The organism is Blautia hominis (genome assembly GCA_002270465.1).
Classification (GTDB): Bacteria; Bacillota; Clostridia; order Lachnospirales; family Lachnospiraceae; genus Blautia; species Blautia hominis.
The window spans coordinates 115,796-132,915 of the sequence record NQOF01000005.1; the positions used below are offsets into that span (position 1 = coordinate 115,796).

Consider the following 17,120-nt stretch of genomic DNA (forward strand, 5'->3'; position numbering starts at 1 on the left):
TCATAGAAAGATTAAAGTCACATTAAAAGTATTAACTTTTTTTCTCTTTTGGGAGCTGAAACGTAAATCTGCTTCCCCTGCCCGGCTGGCTTGCGGCCTGTATGGTACCGTTGTGGACACTGACGATCCACTGCACCATGGAAAGGCCCAATCCGGAACTTCCGCTGTCACTGCGTGAACTGTCTGCCCGGTAGAACCTTTCCCAGATGTGAGGCAGGTCTTCTGCGCTTATACCGATCCCGTCGTCCTCAACACACCCGGTAACCATATCATCCTTATCCTGCAGGCTCATACGGATGCAGCCGCCTCTTTTTCCATATGTGACCGCGTTCTGGAGCAGATTCAGCCAAAGACGGATAAGCAGGGTTTCATCCCCGCACACCATCAGATGCGGCGCGATCTCTGTCTCCAGCCGTATCTCCTTTTCCTCTGCAAGGGCTGTCATCTCCGCCGCTGCCATCTCTGACAGCTCACTGAAATCCAGTGTTTCCTTTGTCACTTTCTCACGCCCCTGGTCCGCTCTGGACAAAAGAAGGAGCTGGGCGATCATCCCGGAAAGACCTCCCGCTTTTTTCCGGATCACCGTAATTTCCTCCCGGACCTCATCTGTCAGTCCATCCTGTGAAAGAAGGGAATCACACTGCATCAATATAACTGCCAGCGGCGTGCGCAGTTCGTGGGAAACATCTGAAGTGAACTGTTTCTCACGTTTCATGCTCTCCTCGATCTGTTCCAGCATATTGTCAAATGTGGAGGCAAGGCGGTATATCTCGTCCCTTCCTTCTCCCAGATCTATCCTTCTGGACAAATCTTCCTCCTCCTGAATGGAGCGCACTGTCTCTGTGATATGAGACACCGGGCGCAGGGTCCTTCTGGTCATGAAATATCCCAGAACCGCAGTGAGGACCACCAGTAGGGGAAGAAAGACCAAGGCCAGCCGAAGGGTTATCCGAAAGCTCTCCTCCGCGTCTGTTATGGATATGATCCCTCTTACCATCAGATGCCTGTCTTCTTTTGGCGCATAGGACATATCAAGTACATAATACTCCACACGTTCTGCCTTCTGCCTCCGCACCAGGCCGTCCTGAAAGGCCATGGACTGGTCAAAGCCGTAAGGAATCTTACCGTATAGGAGTACACCCTCCTCATCATATACAGAGAGATACACGCCGTTTTCCAGTTCCAAAAGGTCTGTGTCGAAATTAAGCCTCCCATCCTCCCACTCAATGTCATCAAAAGCCCCTGCCACGCTCTCACGCAGCCGATTCTGTACGGAGCTTAAGATTTCCCTGTTGCTGAGAGAAAAAAGGACCGCAAACACAGCACAGATATTGATCGTCATGAGAATGGTATAAAGGATTGTCAGCTTTTGTTTTAAAGACAGATTTTTCATATAGGTTCCCTCAGAACGTATCCGGCGCCCCGCACCGTGTGGATGAGTTTCGGCTCAAATCCCTCGTCAATCTTCTTCCGCAGATACCGGATATAGACATCGATCACATTGGAACCTCCCGCATAGTCATAATTCCAGATATGCTGCTCCAGCTTCTCCCTGGATAAAACCATCCCGGCGTTCTGTATCAGATACCGGAGCACCGCAAATTCCCTGGAAGACAAAATAATCTCCTGTTCTCCCCTGAAAACACGGCGGGTATCCAGATGCACATGCAGGTCTGCCACAGTGCACACACTGCTTTTCTCCTTTTTCGGCTTTCTCAGCATGACGCGTATCCTGGCGGAAAGCTCTTCAAAGGCAAAAGGCTTCACCAGGTAATCATCAGCCCCCAGATCCAGCCCCCTTACCCGGTCCTCCACACTGTCCCTGGCAGTGAGAAGCAGTACCGGTGTAGTGTCCTTTTTCCTCCGCATAGACTTAAGGACCTCCAGACCGTCCGTCTTAGGCATCATAATATCCAAGATCACCGCATCATACCGGGCGCAGGCCAGACAGTCCAGGGCCTCCTCCCCATTGACGCAGGCATCCACGCTGTAGCTTTCGGCAGTCAGCTTTTTCACCAGCAGGCGGTTCAGATCACGTTCATCCTCAGCAATCAATATGCGCATCCTGCCACCTCCCTTCAAACACAGTAAATTTCAATCCCCGGATAGGATTTGGCTGTTCGTTACTATTCACAGCCCTGCAAAAAACGCAGTTCTGTAAACAGTAACACGCTTCGCGATGCACAGATATGGAGCATTTTGCCCTATATCGCGCTGGCTGCCTCGGGATTTTCATGCGCAAGCGCATAAAAACACCTCCCGGGATAACAGCCGTGAATAGTAACGGCTGTTCGGTCACCGGCTGTACCACATCCATCCTGCCGCAAGCAGGACCTGAACAGCCAAGATCAGCGGAAGACCCAGTTTAAACTTTTTATGCAGAGTCTTATGACGGAAAAGATCCATTCCGCAGACAGCACCCACGGAACCGCCCAGAATAGCTGACAGCATAAGCCAGGATTCCGGTATCCGGTACTTTTTATGTTTTGCCTTCCACTTGTCTATTCCGAACATGGCAAATGCCGCCACATTGATCACAAGCAGCCAGGCCGCTATTATTTTTATCATTCCATCTCTTTCTCAGGGATCTTGATCTCACCTGCCAGATTTTTATAGAACATTTCCTCGATCTTCTTTCTCTCCCAGTGTTTTCCCAAGATCCACATCACCTTGGTGACAATGGCCTCTGTGCTCATGTCATAGCCCTGGAACGCACCTGCCATAAGGGCTGCCCTGCCTGTCTCGTACACAGAGAGGTTGCTTCCCTCATAAGGGCACTGGCTCTTCACGACCACGATCATGCCCTTGTCGATCACATGGCGCAGCTCATCCAGCACCTCAGAGGACATGGTGGGGATGCCGCCCATGCCAAAGGCCTCTATGATCAGACCCCGGTACCCCTGCTCGTACAAAAACTGGAATATCTTTCCGTCAAACCCGGGTACTAGTTTTATGAGAAAGACCTTCTTCTCCAGTCTCCGCTCCAGCACGCAGGGACCTGACGGGGCGGGGATGAAATCTTTATAGATTTCCAGCCCTCTGGAATCCACCTCGCCCACATACGGATAATTAATACTCTCAAATGCATGGAAGCTTCTGGTCCGCACCTTGCTGGCCCTGGTCCCCAGCATGATCTTTCTGTCAAAAGCCAGAAATACGCCGGGCATACCGCTTCCCGCCATATGGATAGCGCATCTGCAGTTCTCCACCGCGTCCGCCAGAGGATTGGTGATAGAAAGCTGGCTGCCTGTGATAACAACAGGGATGGGGATATTCAGCAGCATAAAGGACAGCACGGACGAGGTGTAAGCCATAGTATCCGTGCCATGGAAGATCACGATCCCATGGTATTCTTTATACTTTTCGTAGACAGCCTCCGCCATGGCCTGCCAGTTCTCCGGCTGGATATTGGCGCTGTCAAGCTGGAACAATTCATAAAAATCCACATCGTAAAGGCTTGTGATATCAGAAATGTATGACAGGATATCTTTGCTGTCCAGCCCGGGCAGCAGGCCGTTTTCACTGCTGACGCAGGCCAGGGTGCCTCCTGTTGTTATGATCAAAATTTTCTTCTTCATTATTTTCTTCCTCTATAATTTTATACTGTCCCCGGTACGCGCCATTATATACGGCCTGCATCTGAACGGCCCTCCTGTCCGGCACCGGGAATACAAATTTATTTTAGTGTAACGTAACCCATGGCAGTTTTCAATGGATTTTATATAAAAACCGTGCTAAGATAGGAAAAAAGTATAATCGCCGGGGCAGAATGGATGCTGCCAGTGACCGGCAGAAAAAAGAAAGAAAACGAGGTGTATCTTATGTATGGTTCCACATTTGGAAATATATTGAAAATATCAACCTGGGGCGAGTCCCACGGCGCCGGGATCGGCGTGGTCATTGACGGCTGCCCTGCGGGGCTTCCTCTCTCTTTGGAGGATATCCAGGCTTATCTGGACCGCAGAAAACCGGGCCAGTCACGCTTTACCACACAGAGAAAGGAAGCGGACGCTGTGGAAATCCTCTCCGGTATCTTTGAGGGAAAAACCACGGGAACTCCCATTTCCCTCATGGTGCGGAATACGGACCAGCGCTCCCATGACTACAGCCAGATCGCAGATTGTTACCGTCCCGGGCACGCGGACCGAAACTATGATATAAAATACGGCTTCCGGGATTACAGAGGCGGCGGACGCTCCTCCGGACGTGAAACCATCGGCCGCGTGGCTGCAGGCGCTGTGGCAGCTAAAATACTGAAGGAACTGGGAGTGGAAGTCACTGCCTACACCCTTTCCATCGGCCCGGTCACCATTGATAAGAGTAAATTTGATATAGAAGAGAGGAACCGTAATGCCCTCTATATGCCTGACGCAGAGGCCGCAAAAAAAGCCCAGGCTTATCTGGAAGACTGCATGAAAGAAAAAAACTCCTCCGGCGGCATGGTGGAGTGTGTCATCAAAGGTGTTCCCGCAGGGATCGGTGAACCTGCCTTTGAAAAGCTGGATGCCGCTCTGGCAAAAGCCATCTTTTCCATCGGTGCAGTGAAATCCTTTGAAGTCGGTGACGGAATCGCCGTGGCTGCCTCTAACGGTTTACATAACAATGACGCATACCGGATGGACGAAGAGGGAAATGTAAGGAAAAAGACCAATCATTCCGGCGGCATTACCGGAGGGATCAGCGACGGCGCTCCCATTCTGCTGCGTGCCGCCTTCAAACCCACGCCTTCTGTGGCAGCAGTCCAGGAAACGGTAAACCGCCAGGGTGAGAATATTGAAATATCCATCAAAGGCCGGCATGACCCCATTATCGTACCAAGAGCTGTTGTTGTAGTGGAGTCCATGGCTGCCCTTGTGATACTGGACGCCATGCTGGGAAGTATGACAACACGTATGGATGCTGTCAAAGATTTCTTTAAAAATCTTTAGAATTTTTTTCGTTTTATACCACGACACTTTTTAATTTTGATTTCTATACTCAGTATAGTAACAGCAGGAGCAACGACGCGGCAGGCAGCGTCCTAAAGCGTGGTTTCCTGAACACAGGAGAAGAGATACCATGGAAATGAATCACATTTTAATTGTAGAAGACGACAAGGACATCCGGGAGGCTGTTGCCATTTATCTGAAAAGCCAGGGATATGAAGTGTTCCAGGCAGGCGACGGCGTAGAAGGGCTGGAGATGCTGGAGCGGGAGGAGATCCATCTTGCGATCGTGGATATCATGATGCCCCGCATGGACGGCATCACCATGACCATGAAACTCAGGGAAAAACACGATTTCCCGGTTATCATGCTCTCAGCCAAATCCGAGGAGGTGGATAAGGTTATGGGGCTGAACATCGGCGCCGATGACTATGTCACCAAACCATTTACCCCAATGGAGCTTATGGCAAGGGTGAACTCTCAAATGCGTCGTTACAAACGATTCATGGAAAAACTGCAGCAAAAAGAGCAGGAAAATACGGACAGTATTTACACCATGGGCGGGCTCGAATTAAACGAGAGCACCTTCGAGGTGCGGGTAGACGGAGCCCCTGTAAAAATGACACCCATGGAATTCAAAATTCTCCTGCTGTTGATCAAAAATCCTGGAAGGGTATTCTCCGCGGATGAAATTTATGAACGTGTGTGGAATGAACGTGCCGTGAACACGGAGACGGTCATGGTACACGTCCGCAACATCCGCGAAAAGATCGAGATCAACCCTAAGGAGCCAAAATATTTAAAGGTGGTGTGGGGAGTTGGATATAAAATTGAAAAATTCTCGTAAACTTGCTCTGGTGCTGGTGGTGCTGGTCATATTGCTGCCTTCTTTGGCTATGATGATCATCCGCCCGCACTATATCAAAGGCCAGGGTAACTCTGAGCCGAATTTTAACACTTCCTCATTCATGAGCACACTTACACACTCCAACTATGTGCTCTATGCGGAAGAAAAACAGAGGGAAAACCAGGCGGCTATGATCCCGTTTGACATCTTTTTCCCTTCTGCCTTAAACGACACACAAACGAAAAAAAATGAAGAGAGCAGTAACTCCGGTTCCAAGTCCAATACTTCCTCACAGGAAATATCACAGGAAACTCTGGATGAAGAAAACTTTCCCTCTTCCAAATACAAAGATACCTTCGGAGATGAGTATGAATCCTATACTTCTGAGGAAGCCGTCATCGCATCCGCCAATGAGATCTCCAGCAAATTCTCCAGATGGGAAGACAACTTCTCCACTCTGCGCTCCTATCTTCAGTACGAGGTACGGGACGAAGACGGAAAGATCGTGGATTCCAATGCCACAGAGGAACTGGAACCTCTCCTCTCCGGCGAAAAAGCCGACGCCCTGGATAAAAAATATGCTTTCGGCGCTGTCATCAAGTACGATGGGAGCGGAAATGTATCACAGGCCGAATTTTTCTCAGGAAAAGCCAGCAATGCCACACAGCTTCTCAACGAGCAGGTCCGCCAGAACCCATGTTCTGAGTTTGACAGCCAGTACGGTATGGATGCCCCCTTTCAGAAACCACAGGGCCGCACCTACCTTTACCTGATGACAGCCGAAAATCTGGCTACCTTTTTGTCAAGCTCGCCCGGCAGCGGATATCTGGAATATCTTGGAGTCAACACTTACCAGGCAACGGATGATCTGTCCATCGTCTTTTTGACCCTGCTCGGTATGGTGGCTGCAGCCGCTTTACTGCTGCCGTTTATCAAACAACTGCAGATGGGGGATGAAAAAATCTTCCAGGCACCTTTTGAACTGGTCTGTATCATAGCCAGCTTTATACTGGGATTCTCCCTGTCCATGTCCGTGGACGGCAGTGCTATGAACAAGGAACCCATTTATAATGTCCTGCACAGTATTGGCGTTCCCCAGGAACTTGCCTCTATACTTCAGTATTTCTGGGGCTTCATCGGATGGGCATTTATCTTCGCGGTGTGCTATTGGGCTGCCGGTTGTCTGAGATGTGTTTTTATCATAGGACCGAAACGTTACATTCAGGAACGGGTTATCATCTACCGTATCTGGCCATGGGCAAAAAGTTCTATTAAAAATGTATACAACAGTATGCTTCATGTAAATTTGAAGGATGATACCACAAAGGTACTGATCAAAGTTGTACTGATCAACTTTATCATCCTGGGCTTTATCAGCCTCATGTGGGTGTGGGGGATCGGGGCGCTGATCATTTACTCCATTGCGCTGTTCTTCCTATTGCGTAAATACTGCAATGATCTGCAGAAACAGTATCACAGGCTGCTGGATGCAACCAACCAGCTTGCCGACGGCAACTTGAACGGGACCATTCCTGAGGAGCTGGGGGTGTTTGAACCCTTCCGGGAGGAGATCACTAAGATACAGAGCGGGTTCAAGATGGCTGTGGACGAAGAGGTTAAGAGTCAGAAAATGAAAACGGACCTGATCACCAATGTATCCCATGATCTGAAGACACCTCTGACAGCCATCATCACTTATGTGGATCTGCTGAAGGATGAGAATCTGCCGGATGAGGAGAGACGCCGCTACATTGAAGTGCTGGAACAGAAGTCCACACGGCTGAAACTGCTGATCGAGGATCTGTTTGAGATCAGCAAAGCGACCAGCAGAAATGTGACGCTGAACATTATGGATGTAGATATTGTGAGCCTGATGCAGCAGGCGAAACTGGAGCTTCAGGATAAGATCGAGGCTTCCAACCTCTATTTCCGCTGGCGTCTGCCTGAGGAAAAAGTGGTCCTTCCCCTTGACAGCCAGAAAACTTACCGGGTATTTGAGAACCTTCTGGTCAATATCACCAAATACGCCATGCCGCGTACCAGAGTGTATGTGGATATGGAAAATGATGAGAAGCGGGTCCGTATCTCCATGAAGAATATCTCAGCCTCTGAGCTGAACTTTAATCCTTCGGAGATCACCGAACGTTTTGTCCGGGGAGATGTTTCCCGGAATACAGAGGGAAGCGGACTGGGCCTGGCCATTGCCAAGAGCTTTGTAGAACTTCAGGGCGGAAACCTGCAGATCATGGTGGACGCAGACTTGTTCACTGTGGAGATCGTATTCCCGAAACCGTGATATAAGAAATAACGTAACTGTTCAGTATCCTCACAGTTACAGGCAAACAGCCCCGGTACTGCATACGGATTGCAGTACCGGGGTTATCTTTTTTATTACGCCCAATAGATCCTCATTCCTGTCTCGTGGCTCATGCGCTCCGGATGGCCTTTGACCCTGGATGAAAGTGCAAAGATATCTCTGTAAGAGTTTTGCGCAATACAGCTTCCATCTTTGCCGGTAATACTAACATACAGATCCCATCTCTGTCCTTCTCCATAACCATCCTTAAAATGGACAGCCTCTTTTACTGAATCCGGCTCCATATGGATTTTTTTGGCGCCCTGTTCCACCATATCCCCGCCTTTTGACTCTGTTATCACCCAAGAGACTTCACAGTCTTCGTATTTTTTATCCGTGTCATTCACAGCATAGATACCATCCAGAGAATCTCTGTACTTTGCAAAGATCCCCACAGGACTGTTACTCTCCAGCATGGCCTGAAGTCCCTTCTTCGGAATCCCCCACCAGTCATACAGACCGTAAAAGCTCTGCGGACACAAATCAATGAACATGAACTGGACATACCCGGAACATGGTGCATATTTTTGAATTCTGTAGTGCTCTGTATAGTATTTCAGCAGTTTGTACTGGTAATCCTGGATGGCAGGGATCTCCTTCTCAATCCCCGCAAGACGTCCGTAGACAACCGGAACCTTCTTCAGACTCTCCGCACAGGCAGGTGCATCAAATCCGTATTCTGTATTGAGCTTCTCCGTTGTCCCGTAAATCTCCCTGTACTGGCCGCCGCTAAGAGATCCCAGATAATTGTGGCTGTCCCCGCTAAATATATCCTCATTGCAGAAAGAGCCTTTGATGATCGGACGGTCAGCATCCATTTCCTGCAGTTCACGGTAGAGCCTGGGCCCCGGATTCTCCTCCATGAACCGTCTTCTGGTATCCCCATCCGGGTCCACGCAGCCCGGTTCATTCATACCGATCCAGCAGATAATGGATGGATGACGCATCAGCATCCTGACATTTTCCTTATAGATACCGATGAATTTCTCTGCCCACGCATCGGTGGAGGGGTGCGTCCAGTTATACTCTGAATCCTGAATGACCGCCATGCCCATCTTATCACATAAATCATAAAATATGTCCTGCTCCACATGAACATGAACCCTCACAAGGTTAAAGCCGGCTGCCTTGATATTGAGCAAGTCCCGGTAATATCGTTCTTCCGTCATGGCAGAAATATAGCAGTCCGGGAAATAAGAGGTTCCCCGTACAAAGAAATCCCTGCCGTTCAGACGGAAACGTGTCATCTCCCCTGTCCGCATGATCTCTGTTTTCCTGAAAGCAAAGACCGTCTCTTTTCCGCATACCCTGCCGCCGTCCCGCTCTAACAGGACTTCTGCGGTATACATGCACGGCTGGCCGTGATCCCAGGTATTCCAAAGGAGAAAGTCCTCCATCTTGACAGAACATACCCTCTCCTCCTGACCGCCCTCTGCAGTAAAATCCAAAGCCGCCTCAGCCTTATGGATACCGGTCCTCTCATCCTTTATCTTCAGCACCATCCTGTATTCCCCACCGGGTACAAGTCCTCCAAGTACCACCTTAGCCTTTACCACTGCGCTGTCCATACCTTCAGAAAGCTCATAAGAAATCTCCGGACGTGCCTCCATGGATTCCTGTTGGGTTATAATAAGTTCCACCCTGCCGTAAATCCCCACAGGGTTCACGTCACGCTGTATGAATGTATCGGAATGCTCATAGGTTCCCTTCACCATTCTGCGCTTTACAAGAATAGTCCTGGAATCTTCTTTCCCCTTCTCCACCTCCTCATCCCAGGGGGAACTCACTTTTACTATGAGAAGGTTCTTTGCTCCCGGTCTGACAAGGTCTGTTATATCAAAGGAAAACGGGGCCGAATACCCTTCATGTTCTCCTGCAGGAAGCCCGTTCACCCACACTTTGCAGTAATAATCCACATTGCTAAACTGCAGCCGGACCCTCTGCTGCTTTCCCTCCGGCAAGTCAAATTTATGACGGTACCACCAGGGTGCCTGGTTAAAATATCTGAGTTCTCTCCCAAAATAAGGCTGATCGGCGAACAAAAGCTGCAGATGTTTTAACTCGCTTAATCTTTCCCATTCTGATATCTGCGGACCCATTTCCGTAAAATCACCTCTGTCCGTATACAGGCCCAGTTCTTCTCCCGTATCATGTACATCCTGAAGAATATACCAGCCGTCCTCCAGATTTTTTACTGTCTCCATATCCTACATCCTCCTTCTTATCAGCTCTTCACTGCACCTGCAGCCATACCCTCGATAATATTTTTGTTCAGTATAAAGTAAACCACCAGTGTGGGAAGAATGGAAATAACAATGGCTGCAAATGTACTGCCCCAGTCCACCCGGCCAAACTGTCCCACGAAGTCATTCAAGCCGATGGGAAGCGTCTTCATCTCCGAGGAGGAGATAAACGTATTGGCATAGGTAAATTCGTTCCACACAAAAACAAAATTATAAGTAAGCACCGTCATGGTGGTATTCTTCGCCATGGGTACTACGATCTTCCAGAAAACTGTGCCCATCCCCGCACCGTCGATCACCGCTGCTTCCAGCAGGGAATCCGGCAGAAATTTGAAAAACCCTGTGTAGAGATAAATACACATAGGGAGCCCAAATCCCACCTGCGGCAGCACCAAAGCCCAGTATGTATTCCTCAGTCCAAGTGCATTGTAGATTTGGAACATGGGGATCAGGCAGGCAAATATGGGGATCATCATTCCGAAAAGGAAGAATCCCATCAGTGCATCTGCATGTTTTATCCTTACTTTACTGATCACAAAGGCTACCGGACAGCCCAGGATCACAATGCCCAGGAGGGTCAGGACAGCAACGATCGTGCTGTTTAAAAAGTATCTGGGGATTGCAGATATGGTCAATGCACTGATAAAATTCCCCAGATAAAAGCTTGAAGGGAGGGCATACTGTGCCGTGTACGTCATCTCATCAGGCGTCTTCAGACTGGAACAGATCACCCAGAAAATTGGGTATATCTGTATCATCACAATTATAAACACTATAAGATAAAAAATGCCTCTTACAGCCTTGCTTTTCCCTGCATGTGTCATTCTGATCCCTCCCCCTTCGCAGTCCCTAGCAGTCTCTGGATTATGAATACTGCTGTCAGGCATTCCACCACAAGAAATACCGCAAGAGTACTGCCATATCCAAAGTCAGCAGAATTAAATGCTGTTTTGTACATATAGGTAGCCACCATCTCCGTAGATTTGGATTTATTGTCCAGTATATAGAAGACATCAAAAGTCTTCAGACATCCATTGATCAGCATCACCACTACAATACTGAAAATGTTCTTGATCAGAGGCAGTTTGATATATCTGTATTGCTGTAAGAGACTGCATCCATCCATGATCGATGCCTCCAGCACATCCTTAGAAATAGATACAAAGGCAGAATAAAATATGATCATATACAAACCACAGTATTTATATCCATCTATCAGTGTTATGGTGACAAGAGCTGTCTTTGAATTAGCCAGAAGGGCAATAGGCTCCATCCCCATTTTTTCCATCAGATAGCAGACAAGGCCCTGAGGCTGCGCAGAAAGCATCTTAGAAAATATCTGACAGATTGCCATGGACGATATGATACAGGGTATAAAATAAATCACACGCAGCACATTAGACCCTTTTATGATATGGGATAACAGAATAGCCAGGAATAGACCTGCCAGAAGCTGAAACGAACTTCCCAATAACACAAATTTCAAATTATTTACAACAGCCGATTTAAATGTCCCATCAGAAAACATCCTTACATAATTGGCAAGACCTACAAATTCCATATCTTTAATGCCATTCCAGGAAAAAAAACTATAACCCACGGACCACAGAATAGGAATGATCACCGTAAGAAAATATACGAGAAAAGCCGGAAGTACAAAAAGTGCAGGCTGTATCTTATTTCTGGGTTTCATCTATACTCCTCTCCTTCTTGAATGATCAGGGCCCGGTCTCCCCTGCAGGTTTCCGGGCCTGCCCTCTTTATTCCACATCAAAATAATCCGGTGCATACTGCGCTACTGCTTCATCCATTCTTTGACAAAATTCTTCCGGCGTAGATTCCCCCATCCCCAGATTGGCCAGTTCCTTTCTGTATACTTCGTTTGTAGATGGATCCAGGCGCACATCCCAGCACTGAGCAAAGGTACCACAGTTTTCCAAATCCTTCAGAATCTGTTGTGTCAGTTCTGGAAGTTTATCCGGGTCACTGGGCATCATTGATGGCAGCATATCAAATTCATACATTGCCATATCAGCAAAATTTTCCCATACAAATTTTATAAATTCCTTCATAGCCGGAGTCATAGAATCTTTCAATACCGCAGTTCCGATACCACAGTTCGCATAATAATCATTTTCTGTTGTCACATCCCTATCACTATCCACAGGTAGCCTAAATGTGGAAATATCATCTTTTAATTCTTTATTCTCGTTCACAAGGTCCGGAGTATCCCACGTTCCTGTATATAACATAGCAGCACCCTTATTCAGGAATAAATCCATTTGTGCCGTGGCGTCAGAATTTGTCCACCCCTCGCTGAAATACTGTGTGATCTGCTGTGTATATTCTGCAGTAGCAATACCAACTTCGGAATCAAACTTTTCTTTTCCCATTCTAGCATTGTCAATAAATTCATTTCCTGCCATACGGAATGCTTTGAATGCAGGATAGCGCATAATCATGTCATAGTTGCCAGCTGAAATGGGGGTATATCCGGCTGCTTTCAGTTTTTCGCATGCGTCAAGCAGTTCTGTCAGGGTCTTAGGCGTCTCCGTAATCCCGGCATCCTCGAACATCTCTGTGTGGTACCAGAAATACTCCACATTTCCCTGCCATGTCATCAGGTAATTGCTGCCGTCACTCAGTTTCGGATAATCCAGTGCTATGTCAAAGAACTTATCCTTTAATCCCAGCTCATCATATAAGTCATCTACACTATATATGATTCCCTTTTTACAGATACCTTCAAAAAATGCTTCAGGGTCTGCGTCAAACCAGTCAGGCAATTCATTGCTTGATGCCAGGATTTTTATTTTCTGCAGATATGTTGCCCTATCTGCTATGGATTCTACATTAAATTCAAACCCGGGATGATCCTCCTTATACATCTCCGCAATCTTCTTCAGCGTCTTAAGAGCCGCATCTGTCTCGCCTCTTGCACTGACATAATTTATCACCAGTTCCTCCTGTTCCGTAGAATCACCGGATTCTTTCTCCTGCGTTTTCTGTGTGTTTTCTTGCTTCTTGTCATTTGTTTCCCCATTACTTCCACATCCGGCTGCCATAACACACATGACTGCAGCTAAACCTACAGCTGTCAGTTTCTTCAGTTTCATCCTTTTTTCCTCCTTCAAATTTTCCGTTTCATCATGACGTCCTGAGATTCGGTTTTTTCTGTTTTTTGTTTGTAGATTTATTATAAGAAACTTTTTCGACAAAATATATGGAATATTTTAAGTACACTTGGAATATTTTCCTGTAGTTCTCAGATTGCTTGTGAGGATAATGCGGTTATTGTATAATGATTTTCAGATATACTACTATGAAGCAAACATTCAACAAAGGAGTTCCCTATGAACAGGATAAAACACTCTGTATTCCACGTTTTTTCAACTTTTCCTATTAAACACAGACTGCTGATCACCTACCTTTTTCTGAGCGGTTTTATATTAGTCATTACAGCAATCGCATTTTATAACACTGCTAAAAATGCACTGGTAGAACACGCCACTCTGTCCAGTCAGCAGCAGCTTGCGATCATCACCAACAATCTGAGTGAAAAAATAGGCCATATATCCGACTATGCCATTACTTTATCTATTAACAGTGATATCGGTGAAACCCTAAAGGAAAATCCAACTGTACCTGAAAACGCTTTATCACGTTTTTTTGTAAATTCTGATCTCACCAAACAGGCTCAGCGGATTATAGGTTTACATAAGAATATCTCCAATTGGGATATCCTTGACACAGAAAACAAATGGTATCACAGCAGTACGGAGATAACGGAAGAACTGACTCCCTTCCTTTCCCCGGAATTTCTGCAGGTATTAAAGACTGACCCTTCCTTTCACTTTTTAGGTCCATATACCATTGACGGCACGCCGACCTTTGCTGCTCTGAAACCAGTAACGGATATTGATACCACAAAATATCTGGGCACAGTTGTCCTTTTGATCAAAGAATCAAGTATATCCTCCGCCTTCCGTGATCTGCCAGACAGCGACCTGCGGAACTTTTACATAACAAATTCCAACAATACAATCTTATCTTCTTCAACATCAGATGGGATTTACGAGTCTTTTGTCTCCTATACGGGAATTAGTATGCAAGAAATGCAGAAATTAGAGGATACAAATATAGCAACAGCCTATATACACGGAACAGAGACACTGCTTATAAGAAAGGAATATCCTGGATTGGACTGGTATGTGGTGAATCTGATACCGCTGCAGAATCTTACAATGGAACACAAAACGGTATTGCAGACTATTGTTCTCATATGTGTGCTGCTGTTTATCCTCTCCCTGTTCTTCTCCATGCTCTGCACAAGAACCGTAACCGCGCCTATCCAGCGGCTGGCCTCAAAAATGGAGACCGCTTCCATGGGTAACCTGGACATATCAGCCAGTTACCACTCCAACGATGAACTTGCTGTTCTGTATAAACAATTCAATCTGATGATGCAGCGTATACAGACATTGATTGATCATGTCTATGAGGAACAGAGTGCAAAACAGGAAATGGAAATCCGCCTGCTGCAGTCACAGATAAATCCCCATTTTCTATACAATACTTTAAGCACCATCAAGTCCTTGATCGAACTGGAAATGAATGATACGGCAGTAAAAGCGGTTGCCGCCATGTCTGTGTTCTACCGGAACTCCCTATCCAAAGGCCGGTTCATCATTCCTTTAAAGCAGGAACTGGAGCTGACAGAGCAGTACCTTTACATACAGAGCCTCCGGTATATGGAGTATGTTGATTATGAATTTAACCTGACAGCCACTTTTCCAACGGAACAGATCGACATACCAAAGCTTACGCTTCAGCCCATCGTGGAAAATATATTTGTACATGCACTGTCCACTGAAAAATGCCACATAAACGTAAGCCTCACGGAGGATGACTCAACTGTATCCATAATCATAACCGACAACGGTACCGGCATTCCGTCTGATAAACTGGAAGAACTCCGTACATCCGTTAATTCCGGCAATGTAGACGGTAAATCCTTTGGCCTCCCCAGTATTCACCACAGAATCACACTGTTATACGGAAAAAATTACGGTCTAACCATATCCAGCCAGGAAAAAAAATTTACAGCAGTCACTGTCACACTGCCCAAAGGAGGAATAAAAAATGAAAACCCTGATGATCATTGATGATGAGCTGTTTTTTCGTAAATCTATCTGCAGCCTCATAAAGAAACAAGAGAACTATGAAATCATCGGCGAGGCCAATAACGGGGCATCCGGTGCTGAAATGATACGGGAGTTAAAACCGGACATTGCACTTGTGGATATCTCCATGCCGGTTATGGACGGCCTGGAAATGATCCGTTCCCTTGTCTCAGACTGCCGGACAAAATTTATCCTCTCCACAGGTTACAATGACTTTGCCTATGCAAAACAGGCAATTACCCTGGGGGTAAAGGAATACCTGTTAAAACCGGTCGACAACCGGGAACTGCTTGACTGTCTTGATAAACTGAGCCTGGAAATTGACGGAGAACGCCGCAGGCAGGGTGTGATATCTGATTATTATCAGACACGGAGCCTTTACCAAAAGCATATGGCACTAAATTTCTTTGGCAAAGCCATTTCCGGTGCCTGTCCGCCGGAGGAATTTGCTGTGTTAAAAAAACAGGCCGAACTGGAAAGTACCGACTGGTTCATGGTCCTGTCATTAAAGCTGAACAATACCAATACCGCTGTGTGGAACTGGGAAACTGACCTTTCCCTCTGTCATTCCATTATGGAAAACATTTGTACAGAAGTCCTTCATCAAACATATGAAAATCTGCTCTACGTGGATTATTCCCTTTCCCACCAATATATTATCCTTGGACTAAAGGACAGTATCTGCGAGGTCTCACATCTGGAAACCCTCTGTGAGCATCTGATAAAACTACTGAAAGAAACCGTACATATTCCTGTAAGTATTTTCAGCGGAACTCCAAAACACGGTGCACAGGGAATCAAGGCTTCTTACGAGGAGGCCCTTTCCGTCCAGCACACCAGCAGCTACAAAAACCTGACGGTATTTAAGTATTACAGCCCTGAATCCCTGTCCCCTGAAATTGATATCACCTCTGATATCTGTCAGGAAATCCTGCTGTTATTGCGCAGGAAGCAGGAAGAACAGATGGTCCAATATATTTGTGCCACCTTTGACAAAATGCAGGAATCCAACTGCCATATCCGCAAAATCCATCTGACCGCAGCCCTTTTTATCACAACGCTGGATGACTTTATTACGGAGTGCGGCTGTTCGGATTTAGAATTCACAGGATTGCAGAATGCCCTGGACTCATACAGGAACTGTGAAAACATAGAACAGCTCAAAAAACTGCTTACAGATACATATGCCTCTGTACTGGAATACCTTGGGAAAAATACAGTCTCCGGCAAAACCTCCCTGATTGCAGATATCCAGCTTTATATTGAACAGCACTATATGGACCCTGAATTGAGACTGGAATCTATTGCCTCCTATTTCTTTGTCAGCCCTCAATATCTCAGTACACTTTTCAGCCAGGAAAGTCATACTACACTGAGCAGTTATATCAACACTTGCAGGATGCACAAGGCCAAAGAGTTTCTTCTTCAGCAGTCACCTTCCATCCAGAACACAGCAGCTCTGTGTGGTTTTACAGATGCCGGGTATTTTAGCAAGTGTTTTAAAAAATTTTACGGTATCTCGCCTAAAAACTTTTTGGCACTGCGCTCCACCTGACGTGTCTGCGG

At 46.7% G+C, this 17,120-nt stretch carries 13 protein-coding genes; 5 read left to right on the forward strand and 8 right to left on the reverse strand.

Features of this window, described 5'->3' with window-relative positions; genetic code table 11:
• Positions 1–31: 31 nt before the first annotated feature.
• The 4 genes from CI595_RS17000 to CI595_RS17020 form a co-directional block, all read right to left on the reverse strand.
• Positions 32–1,393, reverse strand: coding sequence for a sensor histidine kinase (locus tag CI595_RS17000; RefSeq protein ID WP_095174834.1), 1,362 nt, complete (start codon positions 1,391–1,393; stop codon positions 32–34).
• The gene (locus tag CI595_RS17005) at positions 1,390–2,064 is read right to left on the reverse strand and encodes a response regulator transcription factor (RefSeq protein WP_095174835.1); all 675 of its coding nucleotides are present in this window, start codon (positions 2,062–2,064) and stop codon (positions 1,390–1,392) included. Before CI595_RS17005 ends, CI595_RS17000 begins: the two co-directional genes overlap by 4 nt.
• 231 nt (positions 2,065–2,295) lie before the next feature.
• A complete protein-coding gene (locus CI595_RS17015; RefSeq protein WP_095174837.1) occupies positions 2,296–2,568 on the reverse strand; it encodes a DUF1294 domain-containing protein in 273 nt (90 codons plus the stop codon).
• Positions 2,565–3,578, reverse strand: a complete 1,014-nt coding sequence (locus tag CI595_RS17020; protein ID WP_095174838.1) for an asparaginase — start codon at positions 3,576–3,578, stop codon at positions 2,565–2,567. Before CI595_RS17020 ends, CI595_RS17015 begins: the two co-directional genes overlap by 4 nt.
• Before the next feature lie 243 nt (positions 3,579–3,821).
• On the opposite strand from CI595_RS17020, the gene aroC reads away from it, so the two are divergent.
• The 3 genes from aroC to CI595_RS17035 all read left to right on the forward strand — a co-directional run bounded on the left by aroC (position 3,822) and on the right by CI595_RS17035 (position 8,068).
• Positions 3,822–4,928 (forward strand): chorismate synthase, encoded by a 1,107-nt coding sequence (aroC, locus tag CI595_RS17025; RefSeq protein WP_095175063.1) that lies wholly within the window; start codon positions 3,822–3,824, stop codon positions 4,926–4,928.
• Positions 4,929–5,058: 130 nt separating this feature from the next.
• Entirely contained in the window at positions 5,059–5,772 is a 714-nt protein-coding gene (locus CI595_RS17030; RefSeq protein WP_065543494.1) for a response regulator transcription factor, read from the forward strand.
• Positions 5,744–8,068, forward strand: a complete 2,325-nt coding sequence (locus CI595_RS17035) for a histidine kinase dimerization/phospho-acceptor domain-containing protein (RefSeq protein ID WP_095174839.1) — start codon at positions 5,744–5,746, stop codon at positions 8,066–8,068. The genes CI595_RS17030 and CI595_RS17035 overlap by 29 nt, the downstream gene beginning before the upstream one ends.
• 95 nt (positions 8,069–8,163) lie before the next feature.
• On the opposite strand, the gene CI595_RS17040 is transcribed toward CI595_RS17035, so the two are convergent.
• The 4 genes from CI595_RS17040 to CI595_RS17055 all read right to left on the reverse strand — a co-directional run bounded on the left by CI595_RS17040 (position 8,164) and on the right by CI595_RS17055 (position 13,487).
• On the reverse strand, positions 8,164–10,332 hold the full coding sequence (locus CI595_RS17040) for a glycoside hydrolase family 2 protein (protein WP_095174840.1): 2,169 nt from the start codon (positions 10,330–10,332) through the stop codon (positions 8,164–8,166).
• A gap of 20 nt (positions 10,333–10,352) precedes the next feature.
• Complete coding sequence (locus CI595_RS17045; protein ID WP_095174841.1) at positions 10,353–11,195, reverse strand: carbohydrate ABC transporter permease; 843 nt, start codon at positions 11,193–11,195, stop codon at positions 10,353–10,355.
• Positions 11,192–12,064, reverse strand: coding sequence for a carbohydrate ABC transporter permease (locus CI595_RS17050; RefSeq protein WP_095174842.1), 873 nt, complete (start codon positions 12,062–12,064; stop codon positions 11,192–11,194). The genes CI595_RS17045 and CI595_RS17050 overlap by 4 nt, the downstream gene beginning before the upstream one ends.
• A 67-nt stretch (positions 12,065–12,131) precedes the next feature.
• Entirely contained in the window at positions 12,132–13,487 is a 1,356-nt protein-coding gene (locus CI595_RS17055) for an ABC transporter substrate-binding protein (RefSeq protein ID WP_095174843.1), read from the reverse strand.
• Positions 13,488–13,724: 237 nt separating this feature from the next.
• Between CI595_RS17055 and CI595_RS17060 the strand changes: the two genes are divergently transcribed.
• Entirely contained in the window at positions 13,725–15,536 is a 1,812-nt protein-coding gene (locus CI595_RS17060) for a cache domain-containing sensor histidine kinase (RefSeq protein ID WP_095174844.1), read from the forward strand.
• Entirely contained in the window at positions 15,514–17,109 is a 1,596-nt protein-coding gene (locus tag CI595_RS17065; RefSeq protein WP_095174845.1) for a response regulator transcription factor, read from the forward strand. The genes CI595_RS17060 and CI595_RS17065 overlap by 23 nt, the downstream gene beginning before the upstream one ends.
• Positions 17,110–17,120: the final 11 nt, after the last annotated feature.

Bases quoted from the DNA above. Each gene is read 5' to 3' on its own strand.
- CI595_RS17060 (WP_095174844.1), top strand. From the start codon at position 13,725: ATGAACAGGATAAAACACTCTGTATTCCACGTTTTTTCAACTTTTCCT.
- CI595_RS17050 (WP_095174842.1), bottom strand. From the start codon at position 12,064: ATGAAACCCAGAAATAAGATACAGCCTGCACTTTTTGTACTTCCGGCT.
- CI595_RS17055 (WP_095174843.1), bottom strand. From the start codon at position 13,487: ATGAAACTGAAGAAACTGACAGCTGTAGGTTTAGCTGCAGTCATGTGT.
- CI595_RS17000 (WP_095174834.1), bottom strand. From the start codon at position 1,393: ATGAAAAATCTGTCTTTAAAACAAAAGCTGACAATCCTTTATACCATT.
- CI595_RS17030 (WP_065543494.1), top strand. From the start codon at position 5,059: ATGGAAATGAATCACATTTTAATTGTAGAAGACGACAAGGACATCCGG.
- CI595_RS17065 (WP_095174845.1), top strand. From the start codon at position 15,514: ATGAAAACCCTGATGATCATTGATGATGAGCTGTTTTTTCGTAAATCT.
- aroC (WP_095175063.1), top strand. From the start codon at position 3,822: ATGTATGGTTCCACATTTGGAAATATATTGAAAATATCAACCTGGGGC.
- CI595_RS17020 (WP_095174838.1), bottom strand. From the start codon at position 3,578: ATGAAGAAGAAAATTTTGATCATAACAACAGGAGGCACCCTGGCCTGC.
- CI595_RS17005 (WP_095174835.1), bottom strand. From the start codon at position 2,064: ATGCGCATATTGATTGCTGAGGATGAACGTGATCTGAACCGCCTGCTG.
- CI595_RS17045 (WP_095174841.1), bottom strand. From the start codon at position 11,195: ATGACACATGCAGGGAAAAGCAAGGCTGTAAGAGGCATTTTTTATCTT.
- CI595_RS17015 (WP_095174837.1), bottom strand. From the start codon at position 2,568: ATGATAAAAATAATAGCGGCCTGGCTGCTTGTGATCAATGTGGCGGCA.
- CI595_RS17040 (WP_095174840.1), bottom strand. From the start codon at position 10,332: ATGGAGACAGTAAAAAATCTGGAGGACGGCTGGTATATTCTTCAGGAT.